General features: G+C 69.0%; 5 protein-coding genes. 2 read left to right on the forward strand and 3 right to left on the reverse strand.

What is annotated here, in order from left to right; genetic code table 11:
- Positions 1 to 104: 104 nt before the first annotated feature.
- Entirely contained in the window at positions 105 to 1,583 is a 1,479-nt protein-coding gene (locus B2K11_RS16900) for a helix-turn-helix transcriptional regulator (RefSeq protein WP_239526190.1), read from the reverse strand.
- A gap of 333 nt (positions 1,584 to 1,916) precedes the next feature.
- Here B2K11_RS16900 and aceB point away from each other — a divergent pair, with 333 nt between their 5' ends.
- Together aceB and B2K11_RS16910 are read left to right on the forward strand one after the other, a co-directional pair.
- Positions 1,917 to 3,575, forward strand: coding sequence for a malate synthase A (gene aceB / locus B2K11_RS16905; RefSeq protein ID WP_163620006.1), 1,659 nt, complete (start codon positions 1,917 to 1,919; stop codon positions 3,573 to 3,575).
- A gap of 110 nt (positions 3,576 to 3,685) precedes the next feature.
- A complete protein-coding gene (locus B2K11_RS16910) occupies positions 3,686 to 5,281 on the forward strand; it encodes an isocitrate lyase (RefSeq protein WP_163619987.1) in 1,596 nt (531 codons plus the stop codon).
- 115 nt (positions 5,282 to 5,396) lie between these two features.
- On the opposite strand, the gene B2K11_RS16915 is transcribed toward B2K11_RS16910, so the two are convergent.
- Both B2K11_RS16915 and B2K11_RS16920 read right to left on the reverse strand, forming a co-directional pair.
- Positions 5,397 to 6,029 carry a response regulator transcription factor gene (locus B2K11_RS16915; RefSeq protein WP_163619989.1) on the reverse strand — a complete coding sequence of 211 codons (633 nt, stop codon included), beginning with the start codon at positions 6,027 to 6,029 and terminating at the stop codon, positions 5,397 to 5,399.
- Positions 6,026 to 6,998, reverse strand: a 973-nt coding sequence (locus B2K11_RS16920) for a sensor histidine kinase (RefSeq protein WP_163619990.1), incomplete at its 5' end; no start/stop codon positions are given. The genes B2K11_RS16920 and B2K11_RS16915, both read right to left, overlap by 4 nt.

Below are 6,998 nucleotides of genomic sequence, written 5' to 3' on the forward strand. Positions count from 1 at the left end.
TCGGTGCGCAAAACCTAACACGCGTCAGGTATTGGCTGAACCCCCGGCATCCGGTCTCTCATGCGCTTCTCACGGGATGCCGCTGCGCCGCGCCCGGACCGGTCTCAGCGCGGAGCGTGCGCCTCGAGGAACTCGTAGACGTCGGTCGTGTCCACGCCGGGGAACGACCCGGTCGGCAGGGTCGCGAGGAGGGTGCGCGGGGTGCGCACGTTGGGCCACGACTGCTCGCGCCAGGCGGCCTCGAGCTCGGCCGGCGCGCGGCGGCAGCACGCCTCCACCGAGTGGGTCGAGACGCCGCGGTTGGGAGTGTCGCGGCCGAGGAACCACTTCGTGTCGTCGAACCGCACGCCGACGCTCACCGAGTGCGCGCCTTCGCTCGACAGCTCGACGCGCGCGGTGCACCAGTACGTGCCGTTGCCGGTGTCGGTGTACTGGTAGTACGGGTTGAAGTGGTCGTCGACGTCGAAGACGACGCGCGAGGTCCACTTGCGGCAGCACATCTGCCCCTCGATCGCGCCCAGGCGGTCGGTCGGGAAGTTGACGTCGTCGTTCTCGTACACCTTCGTGATGACGCCCGACTCGTGCACCTTGAGGAAGTGCACCGGCAGGCCCAGGTGCACGGTCGCGAGGTTCGTGAAGCGGTGCGCGGCGGTCTCGTACGACACCGAGTAGGCGTCGCGGAGATCCTCGATCGAGATCGAGCGGTCCTTCTTCGCCTCCTGCAGGAACGGCACCGCGTGCGCCTCGGGGATCAGGAGGGCACCCGTCAGATAGTTCGTCTCCACGCGCTGGCGCAGGAAGTCGGCGTACGAGGTGGGCTCGCGGTGTCCGAGGATGCGGCTCGACAGGGCCTGCAGCACGGCCGTGCGCGGGTCGCCCTTGGTCGTGAGGCGGCTCGACAGGTACAGGCGCCCGTTCTTGATGTCGGCCACCGACCGGGTCGTCTGCGGCAGGTCGGGCACGTAATGCAGCGTGAAGCCCAGATGGGCGGCGATGTCGGATGCCGTGCGCTGCGTCAGCGGACCGCCCGGGTGGTCGACGGCGTGGAGGATCCCCCGCGCCTGCTGCTCCAGCTCGGCGAAGTAGTTGTTCTGCGTGCGCATGAGCCTGCGCAGCGCCACGTTCGCACGGCGGGCCTCCTCCGGGGTGGCGGCCCGCTCGTCGCGAAGGCGCTCGATCTCGCCCTGCAACGCCAGCATCGCCTTCAGCGCCTCGGTCGGCACCGTCTTGCCGATGCGGAACGGCGGGATGCCGAGCGCCTGGAATGTCTGACCCCGCATCGCCCGCTCGAGCGAGATCTCGAGCGTCGCGCGCTCGTCGAGCGGTTCGGACTCGAGGATCGCCTCGATGGACGAGCCGAGTGCCCGCGCGATCGACTGGAGCAGCGTGAGCTTCGGCTCGCGCCGGCCGTTCTCGATCATCGACAGCTGGCTGGGCGCGCGCTCGACCGCGGCGGCGAGCTCTTCGAGCGTCATACCGCGGTCGGTGCGCAGCTGCCGGATGCGGCGGCCGATGGTGAGTGGATCCACCTCTTCATCGTCGGGGACTTCACCGCGCAGCTCGGGTGTGAACGTCGTCGTCATGGGCCGATTCTGTCACGAAAGCAGAAATACCGGAAAACTTCACATGCTGAATCGCCGGTTCAACCCCCGAACTTCACCGCAGAGTGGGGGACACGACATACCGACGGTTGATCCAGAACGCGGATCACGGGATGCCTCCACCCGGCCCACACGCCGGGTGCGGCATCCCTCCGAGAACTACACACGTCGCTTCCCCGGTCGTTGAGCGAGGGAGCGCCAGCGACCGAGACGAAACACCTCGCACCCACCGAACACGTTTCGACTCGCAAGCTCGCTCAACGACCGGGACCGCACAGACAGGACAGGGACATGACACCTGCAACCGCCACCCCGATGCGTACGCGCACCGGCCCCATCCCCACCCAGACCCACGAGCCGTCGATCGAGATCGCCGGCCGCATGCAGCCCAGGTACGACGAGGTCCTCACCCCCGAGGCCATCGCGTTCCTCACCGAGCTGCACCAGCGCTTCGGCGCCCGTCGGCACGACCGCCTCGCCGACCGCATGCGACGCCGCTTCGAGATCGGCAACGGGCACGACCCGCAGTTCCGCGACGACACCCGGCACATCCGCGAGGATGCCGAGTGGACGGTCGCGGGCGCAGGTCCCGGACTCGAGGACCGCCGCGTCGAGATCACGGGCCCGACCGACCCGAAGATGACGATCAACGCTCTCAACTCCGGCGCCAAGGTGTGGCTCGCCGACCAGGAGGACGCCACCAGCCCCACCTGGAAGAACGTCATCGAAGGCCAGCTGAGCCTGCGCGACGCGATCCGCGGCGAGCTCTCGTTCACCAGCGCCGAAGGCAAGCGCTACGAGGTCACGGCCACCGAGACCCCCACCATCGTCATGCGGCCGCGCGGCTGGCACCTCCCCGAGCAGCACATCCGCTTCACCGACCGCACCGGCCGCACGATGGCCGCGTCGGGGTCGCTCGTGGACTTCGGGCTGTACTTCTTCCACAACGCCGAGCGACTGATCGCGAACGGCCGCGGGCCCTACTTCTACATCGCCAAGCTCGAGTCGAGCGAAGAGGCGAAGCTGTGGGACGACGTCTTCACCTTCAGTGAGAAGTACATCGGGATCCCGCACGGCACCATCCGGGCGACCGTGCTGATCGAGACTCTGCCGGCGGCGTTCGAGATGGAGGAGATCCTCTTCGAGCTGCGCGACCACTGCGCGGGCCTGAACGCCGGCCGCTGGGACTACATCTTCTCGATCATCAAGAACTACCGCGGCCGCGGTGCGCGCTTCGTGCTGCCCGACCGCAGCGAGGTCACGATGACCGTGCCGTTCATGCGCTCGTACACCGAGCTGCTCGTGCAGACGTGCCACAAGCGCGCAGCGTTTGCGATCGGCGGCATGAGCGCCTTCATCCCGAACCGGCGCGACCCCGAGGTGACGGCGACGGCGTTCGAGAAGGTCGCCGCCGACAAGAAGCGCGAGGCCGGCGACGGCTTCGACGGCACGTGGGTGGCCCACCCCGACCTGATCCCGGTCGCGCGGGCCGAGTTCGACGCGGTGCTGGGCGATCGCCCGAACCAGCTCGACCGTCAGCGTCCCGAGGTCCGTGTGAGCGCGGCCGACCTGATCGACGTGCACATCGGGCGTCCGGTCACGGCGGCGGGCGTGCACGCGAACGTGTCGGTGGCGATCCGCTACCTCGAGGCCTGGCTGCGGGGCCTGGGCGCAGTGGCGATCGACAACCTCATGGAGGATGCCGCGACGGCCGAGATCTCGCGCTCCCAGGTGTGGCAGTGGATCCACCAGGACCGCACCACCGACGACGGCACCGCGATCACCCGCGAGTACGTCGAGGGCCTGATCTCCCAGGTGCTGGGCGAGGTCCAGCGCCCTTCGACAGGCTCAGGGACCAGCGGCGACCGCTTCGACGACGCGGCGGAGATCTTCCGTGATGTCGCCCTCGGCCAGGACTTTCCGGCGTTCCTGACCTTGCCGGCCTACTCGCGCTTCCTGGTCGAGACCGACTGACGCGTCATCCGTGTCCCGATTTCCACCGCATATGACCGCTCGACCGGTGGAAATCGGGACACGATGACCGCTTTTCGGGACACGAACACCCCTAACGCAAAGGAAAAACCATGACCGCGTACGAAGACGACATCGAAGCCATCCAGGCGCTCAAGGAGCAGCACGGCTCCAGCTGGGACGCCATCGATCCCGAGTCCGCCGCCCGCATGCGGGCGCAGAACCGCTTCCGGACGGGACTCGAGATCGCCCAGTACACCGCCGACATCATGCGCCGCGACATGGCGGAGTACGACGCAGACTCATCGGTGTACACCCAGTCCCTCGGGGTGTGGCACGGCTTCATCGGGCAGCAGAAGCTCATCTCGATCAAGAAGCACCTCAAGAGCACGAACAAGCGCTACCTCTACCTGTCGGGCTGGATGGTCGCCGCGCTCCGCTCGGAGTTCGGCCCCCTCCCCGACCAGTCGATGCACGAGAAGACCTCCGTGCCGGCGCTGATCGAGGAGCTCTACACCTTCCTGCGCCAGGCCGACGCCCGCGAGCTCGACCTGCTCTTCACCCAGCTCGACGGGGCACGTGCTGCCGGCGACGAGACCGCGGTGGAGTTCATCCAGTCGCAGATCGACAACTACGAGACCCACGTGGTGCCGATCATCGCCGACATCGATGCAGGCTTCGGCAATCCCGAGGCCACCTACCTCCTCGCGAAGAAGATGATCGAGGCGGGTGCGTGCGCCATCCAGATCGAGAACCAGGTGTCGGACGAGAAGCAGTGCGGCCATCAGGACGGCAAGGTGACCGTCCCGCACGAGGACTTCATCGCGAAGCTCAACGCGGTCCGGTATGCGTTCCTCGAGCTCGGCATCGAGAATGGCATCATCGTCGCCCGCACCGACTCGCTCGGCGCCGGCCTCACCCAGAAGCTCGCGGTCACCCAGCAGCCGGGCGACCTCGGCGACCAGTACAACTCCTTCCTCGACGTCGAAGAGATCTCGGAGGGCGATCTGGGCAACGGCGACGTCGTGATCAAGCGCGACGGCAGGCTGCTGCGCCCGAAGCGCCTCGCCAGCAACCTGTACCAGTTCCGCTCCGGGACCGGTGAGGAGCGCGTCGTGCTCGACTGCATCACATCGCTGCGCAACGGTGCCGATCTGCTGTGGATCGAGACCGAGAAGCCGCACGTGGAGCAGATCGCCGGCATGGTCGACGCGATCCGCAACGAGATCCCGAACGCGAAGCTCGTCTACAACAACAGCCCGTCGTTCAACTGGACGCTCAGCTTCCGCCAGCAGGCCTACGACCTGCTCGCAGAGCAGGGCGAGGATGTCTCGGCCTACGACCGCGGCGACCTGATGAACGTCGACTACGACGACACCGAGCTCGCGCGGCTGGCCGACGAGAAGATCCGCACGTTCCAGCGCGAGGGTTCCGCCCGCGCCGGCATTTTCCACCACCTCATCACGCTCCCGACGTACCACACGGCGGCGCTGTCGACCGATGACCTCGCCAAGGGCTACTTCGGCGACGAGGGCATGCTCGCCTACGTGAAGGGTGTGCAGCGTCGCGAGATCCGCGAGGGCATCGCCACGGTCAAGCACCAGAACATGGCGGGAAGCGACATCGGCGACAACCACAAGGAGTACTTCGCCGGCGACGCGGCCCTCAAGGCCGGCGGCCAGCACAACACGATGAACCAGTTCAGCTGAACCCCGCCGCAGGAAGCGCTCGCGCTGCCTGATCGACGACGACTACTGAAGACGATGGATGCCTCGGACCGCCCGGTCCGAGGCATCCGTCGTCCGTCCCGGAGGCGTCCCTCCGCTACCCGAGGAGCCCGCGCTCCATCGCGAGCGTCACGGCGCGCGTGCGGTCGGCGACGCCGAGCTTCTCGAAGACCTTCAGCAGGTGCGTCTTGACCGTGGACTCGCCGATGCCGAGCGTCACGGCGATCTGCTTGTTGCTCTGCCCGGTCGCGACGAGCCGCAGCACGTCGAGCTCCCGCGCCGTGAGCACCGCAGCCGGCTCCGGCCGCCGCATCCGTTCGACCAGGCGCACCGCGACCTGCGGCGAGAGCGCGGACTGGCCGGCCGCCACCGAGCGGATGCCGGCCACGATCTCGGCCTGCGGCGCGGCCTTCAGCAGATACCCCGACGCGCCCGCTTCGATGGCCGCGAGGATCTGGTCGTCGGATTCGTACGTCGTGAGGATCAGGACGCGCGGCGCAGGGTCGCCCGCCTCTCCCCCGGCGATCCGCGCGGTCGCCGCGACGCCGTCGACGTGGGGCATGCGCAGGTCCATCAGGACGACGTCGGGACGCGTCTCCGCGGCGAGCCGCACGGCTTCCTCACCGTCGGATGCCTCGGCCACGACCTCGAAGCCGGGCTCGTCCGAGAGCAGGCCAGACAGACCGGCTCGCACCACCGGGTGGTCGTCGGCGATGAGCAGCCGGATCATGGAGCGCCTCCTGAGACATCGTCCACGGCATCCTGCCGTGCCGTGGGGAGATGCACGCGCAGCGACGTGCCCCGCCCCGCCGTCGAGTCGACCTCGAAGGTGCCGCCGGCCAGCGCGACGCGCTCCCGCATGCCGTCGAGCCCGAACCCCGCGCCGGGCGAGGCCGGCTCGAACCCGCGGCCGTCGTCGGCGACCTCGAGGGCCGCGCCGCCCGCGGCGTCTACGCGCACACGCACCTGCACCCGGTCGGCCGCAGCATGCTTCGCGGCGTTCGACAGCGCCTCCTGCAGGCAGCGCAGGAGCACGACCTGCGTCTCGCGATCGAGCTCGCCCGCCGCGTCGGCGGTGTCGAGCTCGATCGCGGCGCGGCCCTGCGCGCGGAAGCGCTCCACGAGTCGCTCGACCGCAGCGGCGAAGGCCGGCTCGCGGGGCACCGCGGCCGTGCGGGCGACGAGCGCCCGGGACTCCGCCAGAGCGTCGCGGGCGACCTGCTCGACCGTCGCGATCGTCGCGGCGGCGGCATCCGCCTGTCCCTCGCGCGACTGCCGGCCGGCGCGTTCCGCGAAGATCACGAGGCCGGCGAGCGTCTGTGCGAGGGTGTCGTGGATGTCGCGGGCCAGTCGTTCGCGCTCAGCCGAGGCGCCGCGCTCGCGGCTGAGCGCCTCCACCTGGCCCTGCGCGGCGGTGAGCTCCGAGAGCAGTCGCTCGCGTTCCTCGCCGTACTCGGCGATGCGGGCGATCCACAGGCCGATGGCGATCGCGAACGCCAGCGAGAAGACAGCGGTCGTCGCGCCGGCGAGCACCGAGTCGGCATCGGCGCCGTTGCCGATGATCACGCCCACGAACACGCTGCCGGCGATGACGGCGGACCCGCCGATCCCCCGCCGCCGGGAATCGCCGATCACCCACACCAACGGGTAGGCCAGCGTCTGCAGCATGGCCATGAAGGGCGCGGCGCCGACGCCGATC

Origin of the sequence: Microbacterium sp. B35-30, from assembly GCF_010634855.1 — a bacterium.
GTDB lineage: Bacteria > Actinomycetota > Actinomycetes > Actinomycetales > Microbacteriaceae > Microbacterium.

Coding starts and splice junctions, on each gene's coding strand:
- B2K11_RS16900 (WP_239526190.1), bottom strand. CDS start 1,583: ATGACGACGACGTTCACACCCGAGCTGCGCGGTGAAGTCCCCGACGAT.
- aceB (WP_163620006.1), top strand. CDS start 1,917: ATGCGTACGCGCACCGGCCCCATCCCCACCCAGACCCACGAGCCGTCG.
- B2K11_RS16910 (WP_163619987.1), top strand. CDS start 3,686: ATGACCGCGTACGAAGACGACATCGAAGCCATCCAGGCGCTCAAGGAG.
- B2K11_RS16915 (WP_163619989.1), bottom strand. CDS start 6,029: ATGATCCGGCTGCTCATCGCCGACGACCACCCGGTGGTGCGAGCCGGT.